General features: G+C 37.6%; 16 protein-coding genes. 2 read left to right on the top strand and 14 right to left on the bottom strand.

Annotated features, from left to right (window positions below):
• Positions 1–66 precede the first annotated feature (66 nt).
• The 11 genes from V7112_RS06205 to gndA form a co-directional block, all read right to left on the bottom strand.
• Complete coding sequence (locus V7112_RS06205; RefSeq protein WP_335416805.1) at positions 67–1,080, bottom strand: glycoside hydrolase family 15 protein; 1,014 nt, start codon at positions 1,078–1,080, stop codon at positions 67–69.
• Between the two features lie 391 nt (positions 1,081–1,471).
• Positions 1,472–1,987 carry a hypothetical protein gene (locus V7112_RS06210; protein WP_335416806.1) on the bottom strand — a complete coding sequence of 172 codons (516 nt, stop codon included), beginning with the start codon at positions 1,985–1,987 and terminating at the stop codon, positions 1,472–1,474.
• Positions 1,977–2,357, bottom strand: coding sequence for a hypothetical protein (locus tag V7112_RS06215; RefSeq protein WP_335416808.1), 381 nt, complete (start codon positions 2,355–2,357; stop codon positions 1,977–1,979). Before V7112_RS06215 ends, V7112_RS06210 begins: the two co-directional genes overlap by 11 nt.
• A gap of 257 nt (positions 2,358–2,614) precedes the next feature.
• Positions 2,615–3,592: a ring-cleaving dioxygenase gene (locus V7112_RS06220; RefSeq protein WP_335416810.1), complete on the bottom strand. Its 978-nt coding sequence runs from the start codon at positions 3,590–3,592 to the stop codon at positions 2,615–2,617.
• Positions 3,593–3,947: 355 nt separating this feature from the next.
• Positions 3,948–4,850: a LarC family nickel insertion protein gene (locus V7112_RS06225; protein ID WP_335416812.1), complete on the bottom strand. Its 903-nt coding sequence runs from the start codon at positions 4,848–4,850 to the stop codon at positions 3,948–3,950.
• The gene (gene larB / locus V7112_RS06230; protein WP_335416815.1) at positions 4,851–5,606 is read right to left on the bottom strand and encodes a nickel pincer cofactor biosynthesis protein LarB; all 756 of its coding nucleotides are present in this window, start codon (positions 5,604–5,606) and stop codon (positions 4,851–4,853) included.
• Positions 5,607–5,682: 76 nt separating this feature from the next.
• On the bottom strand, positions 5,683–7,155 hold the full coding sequence (locus V7112_RS06235; protein ID WP_335416817.1) for a gluconokinase: 1,473 nt from the start codon (positions 7,153–7,155) through the stop codon (positions 5,683–5,685).
• Positions 7,156–7,447: 292 nt separating this feature from the next.
• Positions 7,448–8,248 (bottom strand): ATP-dependent sacrificial sulfur transferase LarE, encoded by an 801-nt coding sequence (larE, locus tag V7112_RS06240; protein ID WP_335416819.1) that lies wholly within the window; start codon positions 8,246–8,248, stop codon positions 7,448–7,450.
• Between the two features lie 79 nt (positions 8,249–8,327).
• Complete coding sequence (locus V7112_RS06245) at positions 8,328–9,098, bottom strand: SDR family oxidoreductase (RefSeq protein WP_335416821.1); 771 nt, start codon at positions 9,096–9,098, stop codon at positions 8,328–8,330.
• Between the two features lie 64 nt (positions 9,099–9,162).
• Complete coding sequence (locus tag V7112_RS06250; RefSeq protein ID WP_335416823.1) at positions 9,163–10,431, bottom strand: lactate racemase domain-containing protein; 1,269 nt, start codon at positions 10,429–10,431, stop codon at positions 9,163–9,165.
• Between the two features lie 363 nt (positions 10,432–10,794).
• The gene (gene gndA / locus V7112_RS06255) at positions 10,795–12,207 is read right to left on the bottom strand and encodes an NADP-dependent phosphogluconate dehydrogenase (protein ID WP_335416825.1); all 1,413 of its coding nucleotides are present in this window, start codon (positions 12,205–12,207) and stop codon (positions 10,795–10,797) included.
• 349 nt (positions 12,208–12,556) lie between these two features.
• On the opposite strand from gndA, the gene ilvD reads away from it, so the two are divergent.
• Positions 12,557–14,236, top strand: coding sequence for a dihydroxy-acid dehydratase (gene ilvD, locus V7112_RS06260; protein WP_335416827.1), 1,680 nt, complete (start codon positions 12,557–12,559; stop codon positions 14,234–14,236).
• 135 nt (positions 14,237–14,371) lie between these two features.
• Entirely contained in the window at positions 14,372–14,914 is a 543-nt protein-coding gene (locus V7112_RS06265; RefSeq protein ID WP_335416830.1) for a transcription repressor NadR, read from the top strand.
• A gap of 41 nt (positions 14,915–14,955) precedes the next feature.
• Here the strand turns inward: V7112_RS06265 and htpG are convergent, their stop codons facing one another.
• From htpG to selB, 3 genes are all read right to left on the bottom strand, one after another.
• Positions 14,956–16,836 carry a molecular chaperone HtpG gene (htpG, locus tag V7112_RS06270; protein ID WP_335416831.1) on the bottom strand — a complete coding sequence of 627 codons (1,881 nt, stop codon included), beginning with the start codon at positions 16,834–16,836 and terminating at the stop codon, positions 14,956–14,958.
• Between the two features lie 113 nt (positions 16,837–16,949).
• A complete protein-coding gene (locus V7112_RS06275) occupies positions 16,950–17,873 on the bottom strand; it encodes a CBASS cGAMP-activated phospholipase (RefSeq protein WP_335416833.1) in 924 nt (307 codons plus the stop codon).
• Positions 17,874–18,220: 347 nt separating this feature from the next.
• Complete coding sequence (gene selB / locus V7112_RS06280; protein ID WP_335416835.1) at positions 18,221–20,107, bottom strand: selenocysteine-specific translation elongation factor; 1,887 nt, start codon at positions 20,105–20,107, stop codon at positions 18,221–18,223.
• Between the last annotated feature and the right edge of the window lie 289 nt (positions 20,108–20,396).

Raw genomic sequence — 20,396 nt, forward strand, 5'->3', positions numbered from 1 at the left:
TTTTTTGGGTTTTTATATGATTGTCTATAAAAATGTTCCATACAAAAAGGCTGCTTTCGCAGCCTTTTAAGATATTTTTTGTTGGGCTAGGTCTTCAATTTTCGTGAGGAAAATATAGGACATCGCAACTGACCATGCTAATGGGGTGTTTCCATTGGGTCTATTGGTACCACCTACATAGAGCTCAGGAACCTCCCAATTATCCGGCACAATCCTTTTTGTTTTATCTATATATTCACTTGCTTTGTGAAATTGGCCTAATTCAAGGTAGCAAAGCCCTAGCCAAGGAAACCCAAAGCACCATTCGGCTTCACTTCCTTCATTATAATACTGATCATTTGCATAGCGGATCACACCATACTTACGCTCTAGCTTCGAGGAAACGGTTTCAACAATCTTGATAGCAGTATCACGGTCAACGACCCGATATGGGAATACAAGGGAAAGCAATGCTAAATCGGTGTCCTTTGTTTCGCTTTCTCGTGGTAATAAGTTTTGGAGAGCATTCTCTCCTTTTTTGATTAGATCTTCTTTAACGTTAACAAGGATTTTTACGGCATTTAGTCCCGCGATACATGCCCCAAGACTTGAAGCATGAACCTCCATGTTCTCTTCCCACATGCCATTATCCTTTGCTTGCCAATATTGAAGGCATTCTAGGTAATCGACGAGCTTTTGGACAATTTCAATATCCTTTTTATCTCGAATTACTTTTTGTCCTAGGCGGTAGCCTTCACCAACGCCCCATAAAAATGCGCCAATCGCATCATTTTGGGCATGCCCCCATTCAACAGGCATCTCTTTTAAATCTGTGGAATACCGTGAATGGATGTATTCAAACAAATAAATTGGTTTCTTTTTCCGATGGATATCAATTTTCCACTCATACGTCTTAAACATATCAAATAAAGCATGATAGGCCTTTGCATATCTCTCAGACGGTTCATTGATAAATGGAAGTACAGTATATACGATATCTCGAATCCATACATAGCTATAATCATTTGATAAACTTGCTGTATAAGCACCATTTGATAAACGCATACGGTCAAGAACCTGAATTGCTTTATTGGTATACATTTCGTATCACCCCATTAGCTTATTTACTCTACATTCATTCTTGACAGAAAACATATTTATAAAACACATTAAAGTCATGTTAAGGTCAATGGCTAAATTAATAATGATTATTAATTTATATTCTATAATATGTAAGCACAGCCAAAATGATAACAATTGTCTAGTTTTCGTGAGAAATGCCTACAATTTTATGCATGTCAGCGCTCGATTTTCCTTGTTTCACGAATAAAGAAAAAAGACCAAATCACTTTTTAGTGGATTTGGTCTTTTAGGGTCGATTTATCCCGCATTAACTGGCAGTTAGACCCTCGGGTCAACTGTCAGTAAAAGCCCGATCGGTTCAACTAACATTCAATGGGGTAAGAAAACCCCCATTGTATGAAGTTTCACTTTATCTTTTATTAAATATAGTTGAAATGATTTCATCAGTTGTCATATTGCTGTTTATTTCGTATGTTCCGAGCTTTAAGTATTTGGCTACACCTTTTTTCTCTACGAGGTTTGCAAAATCCCAAGCACTTCCACTTATGATGTTGGCTGAAATAAGTGATTTTCCAACTTCATAGCTTGTCATTCCTTCGGAGACTGTGATAACAGTTTTTTTGACTTCCGGTTCAGCAGGTTCTTCTTTTGGTTCTTCCGCTACCTCTTCTTTTGCTTCTTCTTTAGGTTGCTCTCCGGTTTCTTCAACTGTTTTCTGTGCTTCAGTAATTGCTTGATTCCATTCTTCCTCTGTATGGACAACATAACCTTCTGCAGTTAGAAGACTTTTTAGTTCTTCAACATTGGGCTTTTCCTCAGCCTTCGTACCTGTTGCTTGTTGTGGTCCGAAAAAATAAACAATTGCACAAACCACTGCTGCAAGTAAAAGCCCTGAAGCGAAGCTAGTTAATGTTTTAGCGGTCATTAGCTGCTTTACTCCCTTCTGCTTGTTTTTTAAAAGGAGATAGCAAACCTTGTACTTCGATTTCACTTAGATCTTTTTCATTCGCAATGCTTGTTACTGAATATCCTCTTTTATATAGGTCAAGCACATCACGAAGTAACCCACGTTGTTCTTTATCTGTTGTATCAATCCCAGCTTGGTTTGCAAGAATTTCATTGTCTAATTCCAAGTTTCTCATTTGTTGCTGCAGTTTATTTATTTCCTCCATAAAACTTACTGAATATAATTCAAGCTCCCGCTGTTCTGCTTTTTTTGCTTTTTTCGTAAGAGCATAAGATAAAATAAGTAATACTGCTGCTACCCCAAATAATATGACTAACGCCCATTCCATAATTGGACATCATCCTTTCAAACTTTTTGTCTTACAACAGATAATTATACAATGAAATAAGACAAATTTCGATTAGTTTCGATAAAATCCTTCCATGGTCAGTGGTTATGGAAGAAATTAACGTAGGAATAACTAGGTTTCATGCCTTTTGACCTATGTACAATCGGCAGTTGGTAGTTAATTGAATTTCAGGGTAACCATTTTTTACTAACAAAAAAAGATGCCCCATTTTTATATGGGACATCCTGTAAGTGAGATTATTCTTTTACAAATTCTTTCGTACTTCGAACGGTATCAATAGGTCGAACGTAGCTCTCAATGGCCTCGCGCTTTTGCTCCAAAAATGGAGGTAATGATAGTTTTTCACCAAGTGTTTCGTATGGTTCATCTCCCATAAATCCAGGTCCATCTGTAGCAAATTCAAATAGAATTCCGGGAGCTACTCTAGAATAAAGGGATCCGAAGAAGAAACGATCAACAAAGCCCGATGTTTGGAAACCGAATCCACGTAAATGCTTGTCCCACTCATCAAGGACTGATTTATCTTCTACACGAAAAGCTGCATGATGGACTGTTCCAAAACCTTGTTGTGATGGTGGTAGAATGGTGTTATTTTCAACAACAACCTGTGCACCATTTCCCCCCTCACCTACTTCAAACAAGTGGTATGAACCATCTTTTGCAATTTCTTTAAATTGTAAAACTTTTTCAAGCATTTCCGTAAAGAAATCAAAATGTGCAGTTCGTACAAATAATGGTCCTAATCCAGTGATTGCATATTCTAATGGGATTGGCCCTTTTTGCCATGGAGTTCCAGACGGCACACCTTTGTTGTTTTCGTCCGAAACTAGTTGATATTGCTGGTCATCAAAGTCAACGAAAGACAGTGTTTTTACTCCAAATTGTTCTTTAACCCCAAAATGTTTAACATTTAATCGATCAAAACGTTTTTCCCAATAATCGATAGCAGCATCGGTTGGAACACGGAAAGATGTTTTTGAAATTTCATTTGTACCATGAACTCCTTTTGGAATTCCAGGAAAATCGAAGAAAGTCATGTCTGTCCCCGGACTGCCTGTATCATCTGCAAAAAATAAGTGATATGTTTGAATATCATCTTGGTTTACTGTTTTCTTTACTAGTCGCATTCCTAATACATATGTGAAAAATTCATAGTTTTTTTCTGCACTACTGGTAATCGCAGTGACATGGTGTATTCCTTTTAATCCGTTCATTATTTATGCCTCCAATTTTACTTACATGTATTTTAGTTTTTCCAAGCAAATTAAAATTACTATTTATAAAAATATCTTCAAGTAAGATATCTTTAATTCAAGATAATTATACTTCTTAAAATTACATGTGTCAATAACAGAGTTCAGAAAAAGAAAAGTCCCCACACTTTGGTGAGGACTAGCTAAATCAATTACGCCTTGGAGTATTTGTGCCCAGATTTTTTAGGCCCACACGAGGTGGGTCACAAAGACAAAGACATCAGGAAGTGGCGCTCTTAGTCTTTGATCTTATGCCCGAAAAATTATCTTTAAAAATCACATGTCTCTTCCGGAGGCTTTAACTTTTTTTAGTTGGTTATTCTCCAATAATGATACGAAGAACATTTGGGCGATCTTTAAATGTTTTTGTGCCAGCACCGTATCCAATTGCTTCTACCTTCATCGAAGGAAAACTGCAAAATTCATCTGTGAGCACGGAGATAATTCCTGCTCCAGTCGGAGTCGTGAGTTCAAAACGAATATCGTTTTGTTCAATTGGTACCCCTTTTAAAATTTCAAGTGTAGCAGGTGCTGGTACCGGATAGATGCCGTGGTCAATTTTAATTTTTCCTGTTCCTACTGGCACGGCTGATGATTTGATTGTGGTTATTTCTAATTGGTCCAGTAAAATAGCTGCTCCGACAATATCAATAATAGAATCAACTGCACCTACTTCATGGAAATGAACTTTATCCAAAGGAAGTCCATGGATTAGACCTTCTGCTTCACCGATTTTCTTAAAAATCTTAAGTGATGTTTCCTTTACTTCAGGTGCCAATTCAGATTCTTCAATCATTTTTACAATATCCTTATAGGCACGATGTGAATGATGGTGATGATGGGTATGATCATGACTGTGACCGTGATCATGGCTATGTTCATGAGTATGTATATGTTCGTGTTCATCGTCGTGATGGTGATTATGAGTATGTTCGTGATGATGGTTGTGATCATGATGATGGTGTTCATGGTCGTGCTCCTGCTCGTGATGATGCTCATGCGAGTGCATATTGCCTTCATTTTTTAAAATGACATCAAATTTCGTGGATGTGATTCCGTTTTTTACGACCTTTTTCCATTCTAACTTATATTCATCATCAAAATGAAGTTTCTTTAATTCCTCAACTAGTGTTTGTGGGTCTCCACCTGCATCAAGCAATGCACCAATTACCATATCCCCACTAATACCTGAAAAACAGTCAAAATATAGTGTTTTCATTTATTCTTGTTCTCCTTTTCGTGCAAGTTGATCAATTAAGACCGCGTTGTAAGCACCACCGAAACCATTGTCGATATTCACTACACTGATTCCAGATGCACAGGAATTAAGCATTGTTAATAAAGCTGATAATCCTTGAAAATTTGCCCCATAACCGATACTCGTAGGGACTGCTATAATAGGATGGGAAACAAGCCCACCGACTACACTCGGCAAGGCACCCTCCATACCTGCAACTACAACTGAAACATTTGCATTTCGAATCTCTTCAATGTTATCAAATAACCGATGAATGCCAGCTACACCTACATCATAGAAGCGACGAATGTTACTGCCTAATACCTCAGCCGTTATAGCGGCTTCTTCAGCGACACGTAAATCAGAGGTTCCCGCACACACAATGGCGATGTAGCCATTCTTTATTTTTGTTTCTTTTGTCTCGTCTTTCCAATATAGAACTTGGGCTGTTTCATTGTAAACAAATTCAGGATTGGATTGTAAAATAAAAACTGCTTTTTCTTGCGAAATACGGGTCACAAGAACATTGTCACCGCGATCCTTGATTACATTTACGATCGTTTGAATTTGTTCTTTTGTCTTACCTTCACCAAAAACAATTTCCGGAAAGCCTTGTCTGTTTTTTCGATGATGATCAATTTTTGCGAATCCTAAATTCTCGTAAGTTGCAAGTTGTTTTTTTGCATCCTCAATACTTAATGTTCCTTGTTTTACTTGCTTTAAGATTTCCTCTACCATGTTTCACACACCTTAATCGATTTTGGTAATCGATGTATATCGAAAGTAAAGCGCCAGTATCAACTGACGCTTATGTTTAGAAATGTTTAATAATATCTTTTGCAATTGCTTCATATTTTGCGTAAATAGCTTTGTATTTCTCGTGGTTTTCCTTATTAGGAACAACGGGATCTCCCATTGGGATATTATTCTTAATCTCATCAAAGGAATTTACTTTACCTATGCCTACTAGTGCAGTCCAAGCTGCACCCCATGCTGCACTATGATGGCTTTCTGGGACATAAACCTCTTTACCGAACACATCAGCAAGCATTTGCAGCCACAATGGTGAACGTGCCAAGCCGCCGTTTACATAAAGCTTTTCAGTTTCTCCGGCTTGTTTTTCTAATGCTTGTCCGATTTGGTATAGATTAAATGTGATTCCCTCTAAAACGGCACGAACAAAGTGCTCGGTTTTATGGGTAACAGACATGCCAAAGAAGTTACCACGTGCTTGCTGGTTCCATAATGGCGCACGTTCCCCATTTATATATGGATGGAAAAATAAACCTTCAGCACCAGGTTCAACCTTTGCAGCTTCTGCAGTAAAATGATCAAAGCTTTCCTGGTAATTAAGTAGTTCTTTTAACCATTGAAGTGCAATTCCACCGTTATTCGTTGGACCACCAACAATAAAGTATTCATCAGTAAAGGCATAACAAAAGGTTTCATGCTTTGTATTTGATTGGAATCCTTTTGTAAATTGACGAATAGCCCCACTTGTACCAGCTGTTACAGCAACTTCACCTGGAGAAATTGCTCCAATTCCTAAATTAGCAAACTGACCATCAGCCGCTCCGATGATAAATGGCATTTTACTTGAGATGCCCATTTCATCTGCAATTGTTGGGTTGATTTCGGTTAATCGATAAGTTGGTGGTACGATTTTTGAAAGCATGTCCCCAGTAATACCCACTTTATTAAGAACTTCTTCATCCCATTGAAATGTCTTTCCGTTAAACATTCCGGTTGCAGATGCCATTGAATAATCTATTACTCGTTGATTAAACCATTTTAAAAGCAGGTATTCTTTAATGGATAAGAAGTAGCTTGATTGTTTATATGGAATATAATCAATCTCCTTCATCCAAATGAGCTTTGCTAAAGGTGACATCGGATGTATCGGCATACCCGTTCTTGAAAAGATCTCAATACCGTCTGTTTCCATTAGTTCATTCGCTTGTTTTGTACTTCTACCGTCTGCCCAAATTAGTGCTTGGGAAAGAGCTTCTCCGTTATCCGCCATACAAATAAGGGAATGCATGGCAGCTGAAATACCCAAGCTAATAATATCATCTTTCTTAACATTCGCTTGCTTAATGGCCATATTAATCGCTTTTACAGCAGAGCGCTCAATTTCATCAGGGTCTTGCTCGACCCATCCTTGCTTAGGATAGTAAGAAGTAACTAAATCCTCGGCTTCTGCAACTACCTTACCATTTAAGGTAAAGACAACTGCTTTTGCACTGGTTGTCCCTAAATCGAGACCAATGACGTACTCATGTGACATACCTACATCTTCCTTTACACGTTCTAGATGATGTTCGAAAAGTCCGATGCCCATCCTTTTTGAACACATACTTCTATTGTTTTTGTTAGTTTGTGACTTAATGTTACCATATTATTCTTTACAAAGAAAAAGCTTTGGAAAGAAAGATTCCAAAGCATTCTCAAAAGAAAAGCTTAATGCTTCCGCTTTCGGCGACAAGCATAAGACGAGCGCTGACAGAAGGTGCCTTTTACCTTCCAAAGCGATTGGCTTAGACCAGAGAGCCGATGGCGCTTGGAGCTAGAAAAAAATCTTAAGAAAGTACTTTATTCATACTTCCACTCTTGTAACCTACTAAATCTAGTGTTATATATTTATAGCCAATAGCATTAAGTTCTTTTGTAATGGTTTCATGATGATCCAAGACAATTTTCATATCGTTAGGCTCAACCTCAATCCGTGCAATTTCTTGATGGGTGCGAACACGAACCTGACGAATCTGAAGAGATTTAAGGAATTCCTCTGCTCTTTCAACCTTTGTTAATTTTTCAATTGTGATTTTTTCACCGTAAGCAATTCGTGAAGAAAGACATGCAAATGATGGTTTATTCCAAGTTGGCAAATCGAATTCACGAGATAATTCTCGGATTTCATCTTTAAAAAGGTTGGCATCCTGTAATGGGCCACGAATTCCTTTTTCCTTTGCCGCCTTCATACCAGGTCGATATTCATTCATATCATCAGCGATGACTCCATACACAACATTATGATAGCCTTCACGTTCCATTACGGGAATCAGATGATCAAAAAGACTGCTCTTACAGAAATAACAACGATTCCGATCATTTTCAGTATATCCAGGAATGGCTAACTCCGATGTTTCAATGACACGATGGTTGGCCCCTATATGTTTTGCAAGGACTTGAGCTTCCTTTAACTCAGTTGAAGGATATGTTTCTGAATCAGCAGTTACCGCTAAAACATTTTCTTTTCCAAGTGTGTCGACAGCAACCTTAAGTAAAAAGGTACTGTCAACACCACCGGAAAAGGCAACGACAACTGATTCCATCTCTCGGAGAATTGACACAAGCTTTTGATACTTTTCGTCGAACATTGTATTCTCCCCTTCTCTCCCGGTAGTATTTGTTCTCATACTATTTATATCATTTAAAATAAGTAACAGAAGTACTATTTTAGATGGTCATGCTTCCAAATCCGCCATCAACACGGATGAATGTACCAGTTACGAAGCTAGAAGCATTTTCTGAAGCCAAGAATACCGCAGCTCCTTTTAGTTCATCAGGGTTACCGAAACGATTCATTGGAGTATGACCCATGATAGATGCTACTCGCTCTTCACTTAAGATTTTACGGTTTTGTTCAGCAGGGAAGAATCCTGGAATAATCGCATTTACACGAATTCCATTTGGTGCGAATTCTCTTGCCAAGAACTGAGTCATGCTGTTGACACCAGCTTTTGAAACAGAGTATGTAAATACTTTTGATAATGGTGTTGTAGATGACACAGAAGAAATATTAATAATGCTTCCTTTGCGTCCTAGATCAATCATTTTCTTTGCGAAAATTTGAGTTGCCACAACATAACCTTTTAGGTTTACATCCATAATTTTGTCATACTCATCCATTTCAAGCTCGAAGAATGGAGTTGGACTGTTCATACCTGGTGCATTAAGAAGGATGTCAATTCCGCCAGACCAAGCTTCAATTTCGTTTGCAGCCTGTTCGAGTGATTCACGTGATAGAACGTCTGCTGTGAAAGCTTTCGCAATTCCGCCCTCAGCCTCGATTTCTTTTACAACCGCTTCCGTTTTTTCAAGATTGCGTCCAACGATAGCTACTTTTGCGCCCTGTTCAGCAAATCCCTTACAGATTGAAGAACCTAGAACACTATTTCCACCGATTGCTACAGCTGTTTTTCCAGTTAAGTCAAATAATTTAGTCATGTCTAATTCCCCTTTTGATGTAATTAGGTCTTATTCAGTCAGGCTTTGAACCCTGACTGATAAATTAAAATAAGTTTCCGTTTTCGTCAAAGCCGAATTCGTATAGGTCTGATGCCTGTTCGATATTTGGATGCTGGGTAATGTAATCTAATAAGGCTTCGGAAACTTCGATTTCGCTCACATGGAGTGTATCTTTGATACGTACCATTTTTACCTTTGTGAAATCTAAGATATTACATGTTTTGATGGCTGCTTGAATTGCTTCTTTATCATTTGGAAGTGTTGTTGCAATCTTCGTCGGTGCAACAACAGTTGAAGTCAATCCATTTGCATATGTGAATTCAAGGTCCATTTTGTCCACAAGTCGTTGGGTTGTGAAATCTGCTGTTCCAACACCATTCGCATTACCTTCTGTTTCTGGAGTTAAGCTTAACACAATCATTTTGTTTACATCAGGACCGCCGTGTGCATATGGAGTTGGATAACGCCCCGTAATATTCGGATCCATTCCGTCTCCACTGATATTTTTACCTATTTGATCAATGACAAGGACATCGATTTGATCAAAGAATAGCTTTGGAAGTAATTGCTTTGCTTGTGCTTGAAGCTCAGGTTCCTTCTCAATAATTTCATTTGTAAGCATGACTTCAATTCTTGCAACCCTGTCAAATGCGTTTTCAACAGTAGCGACACCAAAAAGAAATGGAGTTTTCTCCATAATCATTTGTGCCATTGCCGGAACATTTTCTGCCATGTATTTAAAGCCTAATTGATGGCAAGCTTCTGCTCCTTTTTGCTTCCCAAGTCCTATGCTGATCATTTTTTGAATTCCACTTTCAACAGAACCACGGAAAGCTGTATGTGGTTTTACACGATTAATAACCACAATTCCATCGGCCTTAGAAGCATATTTATCAATGTAAACTGGTAAGCCATTTGGTAGTTCGCCCAATTTTATAACTTCCATAGAGGAACGTATTTCACAACCTACACTTTCTTCTGTTACACCAAGGTGCTTTAAAACATCACGTTGACCTTCACCAGTCGCACCACCATGGCTACCCATACTTGGTACGATAAAAGGCTTGCCGCCCATGTCTTTTATGAATTGAACAGTTGTTTTCGTAATGTCAACTAATGCATCAATTCCACGGCTACCAACAGCAATTGCAATTTCCATGCCCGGTTTAATGGTCTGCTTTACTTCTTCTCGGTGTAATTTGCTTGTTAAATCTTCTACAAGATTTTCAACTTTAGTATCATCAAAATGCTGTTTGACTTTGAGCATTTTTGGAACAGGAATATCCTTTAATAACTCTTGGAGAATACCCATGATAAGACTCCCTTCTAATCAAATGCGCCTTGGCGTACTTGCGCCCAGATTTTTTCGAGCTTGCTCGAAAACTTTCCTTTGAAAATTTGTGGCATCCGCCGGAGGCTTTAACTTTATTCAGTAGGGAATTGAATCCACCACTGAATCCTTCTGCATTTATCCCGGCACTTATAGGAGTGGGGAATTCTGTTGAATAAAGGTAAAACTTACATCTAAAAACAGTTTACGCATTTTTTTTTGCGTTGTCTCTTTTTTTGCATTAAAACAATGGAAGCCCATATTATGTAGGTGTAATCCCTTACAACCAAATGAGTTTTTTACAAATAAAAGCCGGGGCTTCAGTATTGAAACCCCAACAATGATTTATTCCATCCAGTTTGTATGGAAGGTTCCTTCTTTATCAACGCGTTGGTATGTGTGAGCACCAAAGTAGTCGCGTTGTGCTTGAAGAAGGTTTGCAGGTAATGTTTCAGTACGGTAGCTATCATAGTATGCAATAGCACTTGAGAAACATGGAACAGGAATTCCTTTTTCCACAGCTACTGAGATAACCTTACGTAATGATGCTTGGTAACCTTCTGCAATTTCCTTAAAGTAAGGATCTAGTAATAGGTTTGCTAATTGTTGGTCACGGTCGTATGCTTCTTTGATGTTTTGTAGGAATTTTGCACGAATGATACATCCGCCACGGAAAATCATTGCAATTTCTCCGTATTTTAAATCCCAACCATATTCTTCAGATGCTACACGCATTTGTGCGAAACCTTGTGCATATGAAATAATTTTACTTAAGTAAAGAGCTTTACGAACTGCTTCAATAAGTTCTTGTTTGTCACCATCATAACCTTGTGCAGATGGACCTGAAAGAACTTGGCTTGCTTTCACACGCTCATCCTTCATTGCTGAGATGAAACGAGCAAATACAGATTCAGTAATGATTGGTAGTGGAACACCTAGGTCTAGAGCGTTTTGGCTAGTCCATTTACCAGTTCCTTTTTGACCAGCAGTGTCAAGGATTACATCAACAAGTGGTTTGCCAGTTTCTTCATCTTTTTTCTTGAAAATATCTGTTGTGATTTCAATTAAATAACTGTCTAGTTCGCCTTTGTTCCAATCAGCAAATACTTCATGAAGTTCATCTGTACTTAAACCTAGAACATTTTTAAGGATGAAATATGCTTCACAGATTAATTGCATATCTCCATATTCAATACCGTTGTGAACCATTTTTACGTAATGACCGGCACCATTTGGTCCGATATATGTACAGCAAGGGTCACCTGATACTTTTGCAGAGATTGCTGTTAAGATTGGTTCAACAAGCTCGTAAGCTTCTTTTTGCCCACCAGGCATAATTGAAGGTCCTTTTAAAGCTCCCTCTTCACCACCAGAAACTCCAGTTCCGATGAAGTGAATTCCAGTAGATTCTAATTCCTTGTTACGGCGAATCGTATCTTGGAAGAATGTATTACCACCATCAATTAGAATATCATTTTCTTCAAGATATGGCTTTAAAGAATCAATTGTTGCATCAGTTGCTGGACCAGCTTTAACCATTAATAAGATTTTGCGTGGCTTTTCTAGGGAATTAACAAATTCCTCAATTGTTTTTGCACCAACAAAGTTTTTGCCAACTGCTTCATTTTGAAGGAACTCTTCTGTTTTTTCGTATGAACGGTTAAAAACAGCAACAGAGTATCCTCTGCTTTCTATGTTTAACGCTAAGTTTTTACCCATTACTGCTAAACCAACTACACCAATTTGTTGCTTAGACATATTAAAATCAAACCTTTCTACTTATGTAATAAGGATAGAAAACAAATCATGATGTTATTTTGTGTATCTTTTAAAGTGATTATGACAATTTAATTTAAAAGATTATCTCTTAACGAAATAATTAATTTGTTTCCTAAACTAACTATTTATATTATAGAAGATTATACTCTATAAATCAATTCGTCAATTGTTGAAATTTGTAGAATCTATGAAGATTTTAAACTATTATTTTTAAAATTCACATTAAAACTACGTAATTTATTAATTGATTATCTTAAAAATAGTGTTACAATGAGTAATAATTTAAATTTTCTATTTTGTTGTACTTTTTAAAATGGAGGTATTTTATATGTCAGATTTACGTAGTAATATGATTAAATCAGGAATCGATCGAGCTCCTCATAGAAGTTTACTTCGCGCAGCTGGAGTTAAAGACGAGGATTTTAACAAACCTTTTATAGCAGTTGTCAACTCTTATATTGATATTGTTCCAGGACATGTTCATTTACAAGAGTTTGGTAAAATCGTAAAGGATGCCATTAGGGAAGCGGGTGGCGTTCCATTTGAAATGAACACCATTGGTGTTGATGATGGAATTGCAATGGGCCATATCGGTATGAGATATTCTCTACCTAGCCGTGAAATCATTGCTGATTCAGTTGAAACAGTTGTTGCTGCGCACTGGTTTGATGGAATGGTTTGTATCCCTAACTGTGACAAAATCACTCCAGGAATGATGATGGCTGCAATGCGTCTTAACATCCCTACTATCTTTGTAAGTGGTGGTCCGATGAAAGCTGGCCGTGATGCGGCTGGAAATCCTCTAAACTTAAACTCGGTATTTGAAGGTGTAGGTGCCTATCAATCCGGTAAAATCGATGAAGCTAGATTAACAGAAATCGAGCAGTTTGCTTGTCCAACATGTGGATCTTGTTCGGGTATGTTTACAGCAAACTCAATGAACTGTTTAGCAGAAGGACTTGGTCTTGCTCTTCCAGGCAACGGTACAATCTTAGCTGTAGCTGAAGAAAGAAAAGAATTTGTTAAAGAATCTGCAAAACAATTAATGTATTTAATTGAAAAGGATATTAAACCACGTGATATCGTGACAGTGGATACAATTGATAATGCATTTGCTTTAGATATGGCAATGGGTGGCTCAACAAATACTGTTCTTCATACTCTAGCATTAGCGAATGAAGCCGAAATTGATTATTCATTAGAACGTATTAATGAAATAGCAGCGCGTGTACCACACTTAGCCAAAATTGCCCCTGCTTCTGATCATCATATTGAGGATGTTCACAATGCTGGAGGTGTTAGTGCAATCATTAATGAATTGCTTAAAAAGCCAGGTGCTATTAATGGAGATTGTTTGACTGTAACAGGTAAAACATTGCGTGAAACTGTAGCAGGCTGTGAAATTACGGATCATAATGTGATTCGCCCACTTGAGAATCCACATTCTGAAACAGGTGGATTAGCGATTTTATTTGGTAACTTAGCTCCTGAGGGTGCTGTCGTTAAAGTTGGTGCGGTTGATCCTGAGGTTGGCGGATACCACAGAGGCCCTGCCGTTTGCTTTGATTCTCAAGAGGATGCGCTATCTGCTATTATTGTTGGTAAGGTTAAAGAAGGCGATGTAGTGGTAATTCGCTATGAAGGCCCTAAAGGTGGTCCAGGTATGCCTGAAATGCTTGCACCAACATCCCAGATCGTTGGTAGAGGTCTTGGTGCCAAAGTTGGCTTAATTACTGATGGCCGTTTCTCCGGTGCATCAAGAGGTATCTCTATCGGACATATCTCCCCGGAAGCTGCTGAAGGTGGTCCAATTGCATTCGTTCATGATGGAGACATCATTGAGCTTGATTTAAATAATCGTTCCATTACATTAGAGATTTCTGATGAAGAATTTGAAAGACGTAAAGGTGAATGGAAAGGCTTTGAACCAAAAGTGAAAAAAGGCTACCTAGCTCGCTATTCAAAGCTCGTAACAAATGCAAGTACTGGTGGAGTTATGAAGATTTAATACACCCCTAGCAAAACAGCCTGGTTCAACTGAATCAGGCTGTTTTTTCAATTACGAGAATTGTGTTGGAAAGAACTTGTTGGTAAAATATATGAAAAGCAAATGACTCTTACAGCATTAAATGGAGTGAAAAAAATGACTGCAGATAAAAAACTATTAGGGGAAAAACGGAGAGATTCGATTATTAAATGGTTGAAGGAAAGCCCTACCCCGATTATTGGTGAGGAACTTTCAAAACGAGCAAATGTAAGCCGCCAGGTAATAGTTCAGGATATTTCTTTATTAAAGGCAAAAAATGAACCCATTGTTGCTACTAGCCAGGGCTATATTTATTTTCAGGAACAATCAAATCAAGATCACATTTCTAGAATTATTGCAGTGAAACACACTACTGAGCAAACTGCTGAGGAACTAAATCTATTAGTAGATAACGGTGTGACCGTTCGGGATGTGATTGTTGAGCATCCTGTATATGGGGAAATTGTAGGGTCATTAATGATTAAGAATCGGTTTGAAGTGAAACGTTTTATTGAAAAATTATCTGAAACCAATGCCTCCCTCCTTTCTTTGTTGACGAATGGTGTGCACTTACATACGATTGAAGCAGATTCTGTTGAAAAAATAGCTGCAGCCTGTGAAGCTTTACATGAAGTGGGAATTTTATTAAGTGATCAATAAGATTAGAAAAGCAACAGCCCTGGGGACTGTTGCTATTTTAATTAAACCATAATCTTACAAATATCATTTGTAAATTCAACTGGGTCTTGAATTGGCAGACCTTCGATAAGAAGTGCTTGGTTGTACAATAACTGAGTGTACAAATCAACCTTCGTTTTATCATCTTCAAACGCATTTTTTAATGATTGGAAGACTTCATGATGTACGTTAATCTCTAGTACTTTATCAGCCTTAACATTTTGATTGTCAGGCATCGCATTCAAAATTTTCTCCATTTCAATCGAGATTTCACCATCTGTTGATAAACAAACTGGATGTGTTTTTAGACGTTTCGAAATTCTCACATCAGTTACCTTACCTGCTAATGCATTTTTCATATATTCAAATAGCTCTTTGTTTTCGTTTTGTTCTTCTTCTGTTGCTTTGTCGCTTTCATTTGGTTCAAATCCTAAATCACTGCTTGATACGGACTTGAATTCTTTTTCCTTATAACTCATGAGCATCTTAATCGCAAATTCATCAATATCCTCAGTGAAATAAAGGATTTCATAGCCCTTATCAGCTACTAATTCAGTTTGTGGCAGCTTGTCGATGCGCTCAATCGAATCACCTGTGGCGTAATAAATGTATTTTTGATCCTCCGGCATTTTGGATACATATTCGTCTAATGTAACAAGCTTTTTCTCCTTGGAAGAATAGAAAAGTAATAAATCTTGTAATGTCTCTTTGTTGCTTCCAAAGTCACTGTATACACCAAATTTCAATTGGCGTCCAAAGCTATTATAGAACTTTTCGTATTTTTCGCGTTCATTTTTTAACATGCTCTGTAATTCGCTTTTGATTTTTTTATTGATGTTTTTCGCGATAAGTTTTAATTGACGATCCTGCTGAAGCATTTCTCTTGAGATATTAAGCGATAAATCCTCAGAATCTACTAATCCTTTTACAAAGCTAAAATAATCAGGAAGCAGATCAGCGCATTTGTTCATAATTAATACGCCATTTGAGTAAAGCTCTAGCCCTTTTTCATATTCCTTTGAGTAATAATCAAATGGAATATTTTCAGGTAAATATAAAATGGCATTGTAGCGAATTGTACCGTCAACACTGATATGAATATGCTTTAAAGGCTTATCAAATCCATAGTGTTTTTCATTATAGAATTTTTCATAGTCTTCATCAGTGAGTTCACTTTTGTTCTTTCTCCAAATAGGAACCATGCTGTTAATGACTTGTTCTTCTGTAATCTGCTCGTATTCAGATTCGCTTCCATCCTTTAGTTTGCTTGAGGATACATCCATCTTAATTGGGTAGCGGATGAAATCTGAATATTTTTTAATGATTGATTTTAAGCGGTATTCTTCTAAGAATTCATCATAAGATTCATCTTCAGTATTTTCTTTGATTTTTAAAATGATATCAGTTCCAACTGTGTCTTTTTCCACAGTTTTAATGGTGTAGCCATCAGCACCCGTTGACTCCCATTTGTAGGCTTCTTCGTTACCGAGGGCTTTACTAATAACAGTTACAACGTCAGCAACCATGAAAGCGGCATAAAATCCAACACCAAATTGTCCGATGATGTCATGGCCGTCTTTGATTTCGGTTTCCTTTTTAAAAGCGAATGAACCACTTTTGGCGATTGTTCCAAGGTTTGTTTCAAGCTCTTCCTTGGTCATCCCGATTCCAGTATCAGAAATGGTAAGAGTTCTGTTCTCCTTGTCAGCAGCAATTTTGATGAAATAGCTATCCTTATTAAATTGATAGCGATCATCAGTTAACGCCTTATAATAGATTTTGTCAATTGCATCACTGGAGTTTGAGATTAACTCGCGTAAAAATACTTCCTTTTGCGAATAAATTGAGTTAATCATCATTTCTAATAACCTTTTAGACTCTGCTTTAAACTGTTTTTTAGGCATGGCTAGTTCCCCTTTCTGAAAAAAAGTATGACTATTTTATTTACAGTTAGCACTCGCAATCACGAAGTGCTAACACCCATGTTTTTAATACCATATATTTTTAACTCTGTCAATTATGGTGATATTTCTTTACTTAAAAATGATACTATTTCCTTCTTGTGTTTTTGGAATGAATTCTCTCCAAGCTCTACTAGAAAATCGATAAATTCTGGAGCATCGAACGGAACCTCCCGCCCTAGGTTTTCATTAATTCGAAAATAATGATCTCCAAGTAAATGCTGACAATGATAGGTTACAGATTCAGATGATAGATGCAGTGCAAGGTCAAGTAGTTTTGGGGTCATTCTCATCGAAGGAAGATGAAATGGAAGCCACTTGGTTACACCCCACTCTTTTTGTGTTTCCATCGAAAAGTCGATTTTTTGCAGACCAGTACCGATTGACATAATATGAATATCCTCTAGTTTCTTTTTAAAATAATGCTGGGCTTCCGTAATACAAACGAGTGACGGATTATTGGCCCAAAGTCCCCCATCAATGGCCATATAGTGATTATTAACATTATTGGGTGGGAAAAAGACGGGGGCTGAACAAGAAGAAAGCACAACGTCCCAAAGCTTGATGGAGTGATCGTCCTGTTCGGTATTTCCATAATTCGATCGATGGACAAATGGATTTCCATGAGTGATATCAACGGTTGGAATGAGCAGAGGTTTCTTAATATCAAATAAGGTTGTTTCACCAAATGCATCTTGGATATAGTCACGTAAATAGCGATCGCTGTAAAAGCTTTTTAGAAACCCGATTTTTGATTGTTTCGTAAAAATTTTTTCGCCATATTCAATATAGCCTTTTTGTACTTCCCCCATGTCCAGTTCTAGTGTTGCAGAAGCAGCGATAATCGAACCTGTACTTGTCCCCGCAATCATATCAAACATATTTGCTATGGGTTGATTATATTCTTTTTCTATTGAGCGTAAAATGGCAACCGCATAGACTCCGCGAATTCCGCCCCCATCAATGCAAAGGATTTTCATATTTTTCACCTATTAAAGAGTTTTCCTAATAGTATTCCCTTTGGAGAGTGCGTGTATAAGCAGCAAAAAAAGATGCCGAGGGGCTAGGCTAAGCACAAGAGTTTATAAATAGACGGAGAAATTCCGATAGTTTAGTAATTATCATTAAAAAATGCTCAAATAGAGGGAGGGAATCCGCCTATTAATTCGAAAAACGTGAAAATAGGAGATTTTTGACTGCATAGTCGGAAAACTTTCCCTTATATACCCCGAAAAGTGCTTCAATCTGCATATAACCGAAAAAACTCCGCTTATTATACTTAAGAAAAGCACCTTAAAATGGAACTCTTTATTTCAAGGCACCTCTTCTATTTATTTGTCCAAACTCTATTCCCTTCTTCTCGTCTCGTATAATGCTGATCATCAAGTAACTCTAAGAAAAGAATGAGATATTTACGAGAGAGTGAAAGTATTTCTTTTGCTTCCGTTAAACTAAAAATATCACCTGTTCCGGCTTTTAATTCAACAACTGCTTTGTCAAATTCATTTTTGTAAATCAATGTTTCTTCGTTGAGTAAGAATGCTTGATTTGTTTTTAATAAATAGGTTTTAAGTTCGTTTGCAGCCTGATTAGAAAGATTGCCTTGTTTTAGATAATCTACCCATTTCTTAGGCTGGATCCCGTCATTCATTAGTGACGAAACAACTATTTCCATTGGCCCTTTTGAAAGGCTAGGGTTAAAACTTGATAGCGATAAATATTGCTCTTCTTTCTTCAATTCATTGATTTGTAACAGCTCGTTTATACAGTACTCGATTAATTTCTTATTCTGCCCAAGCACCTGTAGAAGTTCAGCTTTACTCATACCTATCCGTAAAGGAAATTCGTCATGATATTCCCTTAATTTATTTAAGATAACTTCATTAAGTTTTGCAATCATTCGTTTTAAACTGTAGACACCCTCAGATATTTCAATGTACTTACCAGATATAAGCCCAACGGAAATAATTTCGTCTACTTGCTCCTCTTGTAATGAGGAAAGTTGGATTAGTTGAAGTTTTGATAATTGTTGATTCTTTAAAAGCATGTCATCCAAAATTTCTGAAGGTGAGCTTTCCAATTGTTTTTTTAGCATTGTAATCGTTTCTTCACCAAATCGATATTTCTGTGCTTGAGGTTGAATAATCCATCCCCCACCTAGGGTTTCAACTGGAGTCGGTCTCCGTAAAATAAACCTGTCCCCACGGCGCACGACAATTTCTTCCTCTAATCGGATTTGGCAAAGTATTTCTTCAGCTGATTCTTTGACTTCATTTCGGTCAAAAAAGATAATTTTGCCGTAAGCTTCGGTTGTGCCAACATGTAGCTTGACAGGTGATCGCTGTTTAAGTGGAGTTGCCAGTGTCGAAGCAAGTTGTAGTGCAATGTCAATCGTGCTCGTCACTTGGAAGTTTTCTGAATCGACAATAACGTCACCACGTTTTATTTCCTCTTTAGTAACTCCGGTAATATTTAAAGCAACTCGTTGCCCCGCTTGGGCTTGTTCTGTTTCCTCATTATGTACCTGGATTTGACGAATTTTAACCTTTTTCTCAGAGGGCAAAAGTGTTAATTGACTGTCTCTTGTCACTACACCTTCAAAAACCGTTCCTCTTACAACGGTTCCATGTCCCTGGACCGTAAAAGATTGGTCAATCGGCAAGCGGAATGAGCCATTGCTGTCTCTTTGTTCAAGCCCGTTGATTTCCGTTTGAATCGCATGTTTTAGCTCGAGAATCCCTTTTCCAGATAAACTATCAACAAAAAGAATTGGTGCAGCATTGCTAAAATCTGTTTCTGCCAACAATTCTTTTATTTCTTCGACAGCAAGTTCGAGCAACTCCTCTTCAACCCTGCTAATCTTCGAAACAACAACGATACACTTTTTAATCCCCAAAAATTTTAATATCTGGAGGTGTTCTTTTGTCTGTGGCATGACACCTTCATCTGCAGCAATTACAAGTAACACAAGGTCGATTCCGGCTACACCAGCTATCATCTGTCTAATAAAACGTTCGTGTCCAGGTACATCCACTATGGATACATGAGTTCCGTTATCTAATTTAAGGGGTGCATAGCCTGGCTCGATTGAGATATGGCGTTCTTTTTCTTCTTTTAATCGATCGGTATCGACTCCTGTTAAAGCCTTTGTGAGGGTTGTTTTCCCATGGTCAATATGACCTGCCATTCCAATCGTATAAAATGAATCTACCATTTCCTGCATTCTCCCCTTTATTACCGTCTTTTCTTCCTTCTACTTTACTAGCAAGCATATGGGTAATTCAAGTTTGAGGATTATTATTTGCCTTAAAAAGAAATTCACGTATATAATGAGTGGTAGTCTATTTGGGGTTGGCTGGGGTGCTGGTGTCCAACTGGGTATTTAAATTCCTTTCTGTTTTCTCCTTTGTAAGACTAAATTTTATGGCAGAACTTCTTATCTATTACGAAAAAAGTCACAAAAACATATATGTGTCGTCCCTTAAGGGGACTACCATGTATAA

The organism is Bacillus sp. JJ1566, from assembly GCF_036962685.1.
GTDB lineage: Bacteria > Bacillota > Bacilli > Bacillales > Bacillaceae_L > Ferdinandcohnia.

Excerpts from the sequence above, each read along its gene's own strand:
- V7112_RS06205 (WP_335416805.1), bottom strand. The coding sequence starts at position 1,080 with ATGTATACCAATAAAGCAATTCAGGTTCTTGACCGTATGCGTTTATCA.
- V7112_RS06210 (WP_335416806.1), bottom strand. The coding sequence starts at position 1,987 with ATGACCGCTAAAACATTAACTAGCTTCGCTTCAGGGCTTTTACTTGCA.
- V7112_RS06215 (WP_335416808.1), bottom strand. The coding sequence starts at position 2,357 with ATGGAATGGGCGTTAGTCATATTATTTGGGGTAGCAGCAGTATTACTT.
- V7112_RS06220 (WP_335416810.1), bottom strand. The coding sequence starts at position 3,592 with ATGAACGGATTAAAAGGAATACACCATGTCACTGCGATTACCAGTAGT.
- V7112_RS06225 (WP_335416812.1), bottom strand. The coding sequence starts at position 4,850 with ATGAAAACACTATATTTTGACTGTTTTTCAGGTATTAGTGGGGATATG.
- larB (WP_335416815.1), bottom strand. The coding sequence starts at position 5,606 with ATGGTAGAGGAAATCTTAAAGCAAGTAAAACAAGGAACATTAAGTATT.
- V7112_RS06235 (WP_335416817.1), bottom strand. The coding sequence starts at position 7,155 with ATGTCACATGAGTACGTCATTGGTCTCGATTTAGGGACAACCAGTGCA.
- larE (WP_335416819.1), bottom strand. The coding sequence starts at position 8,248 with ATGTTCGACGAAAAGTATCAAAAGCTTGTGTCAATTCTCCGAGAGATG.
- V7112_RS06245 (WP_335416821.1), bottom strand. The coding sequence starts at position 9,098 with ATGACTAAATTATTTGACTTAACTGGAAAAACAGCTGTAGCAATCGGT.
- V7112_RS06250 (WP_335416823.1), bottom strand. The coding sequence starts at position 10,431 with ATGGGTATTCTCCAAGAGTTATTAAAGGATATTCCTGTTCCAAAAATG.
- gndA (WP_335416825.1), bottom strand. The coding sequence starts at position 12,207 with ATGTCTAAGCAACAAATTGGTGTAGTTGGTTTAGCAGTAATGGGTAAA.
- ilvD (WP_335416827.1), top strand. The coding sequence starts at position 12,557 with ATGTCAGATTTACGTAGTAATATGATTAAATCAGGAATCGATCGAGCT.
- V7112_RS06265 (WP_335416830.1), top strand. The coding sequence starts at position 14,372 with ATGACTGCAGATAAAAAACTATTAGGGGAAAAACGGAGAGATTCGATT.
- htpG (WP_335416831.1), bottom strand. The coding sequence starts at position 16,836 with ATGCCTAAAAAACAGTTTAAAGCAGAGTCTAAAAGGTTATTAGAAATG.
- V7112_RS06275 (WP_335416833.1), bottom strand. The coding sequence starts at position 17,873 with ATGAAAATCCTTTGCATTGATGGGGGCGGAATTCGCGGAGTCTATGCG.
- selB (WP_335416835.1), bottom strand. The coding sequence starts at position 20,107 with ATGGTAGATTCATTTTATACGATTGGAATGGCAGGTCATATTGACCAT.